Below are 435 nucleotides of genomic sequence, written 5' to 3' on the forward strand. Positions count from 1 at the left end.
AAGAAGGTTTCAACAGGTTCAAGAAAATCGTAACCGCGAATCTCCGGCTACGCTGATGCGGGCGACGAAGACCCCTCATCACGCGGCAGACCGAACTCAACCTCAATCCGGACCGTATCGTAGGGGACGTACGGCTTCTTTGCGCGACCATCCTTCTCGAAGTGGACGATATCGTACTCAGCTAGTAGGTGTAGATCGTCGTGCACATCGTGGACGTCGCGCTCCAAGCGACTAGCCAGTGCGCGGATACTCTCGGGCGGGCGTTCCATCACCTCTTCGAGGAGTTCCATCCGCCGGTCGGTTAGCAGTTGGCGGAGCCGCGTCCGATCCTCGAAGTTGACGACATGCGGTACCTCTTCACCCTGCTCCCACCGTTCGGCCCGCTCAAGAGCCGCCGCCTGCGCCTGTTCTGCTGGGAGCGACGTGATACGGAGA

General features: G+C 59.8%; 1 protein-coding gene. It reads right to left on the reverse strand.

What is annotated here, in order from left to right; translation table 11 throughout:
• Positions 1–47: 47 nt before the first annotated feature.
• Positions 48–435 (reverse strand): transcriptional regulator (locus C5C07_RS20900; RefSeq protein ID WP_115806068.1); only part of this gene is annotated, 388 nt, incomplete at its 5' end.

Origin of the sequence: Haloferax sp. Atlit-4N, from assembly GCF_003383025.1 — an archaeon.
Classification (GTDB): domain Archaea; phylum Halobacteriota; class Halobacteria; order Halobacteriales; family Haloferacaceae; genus Haloferax; species Haloferax gibbonsii.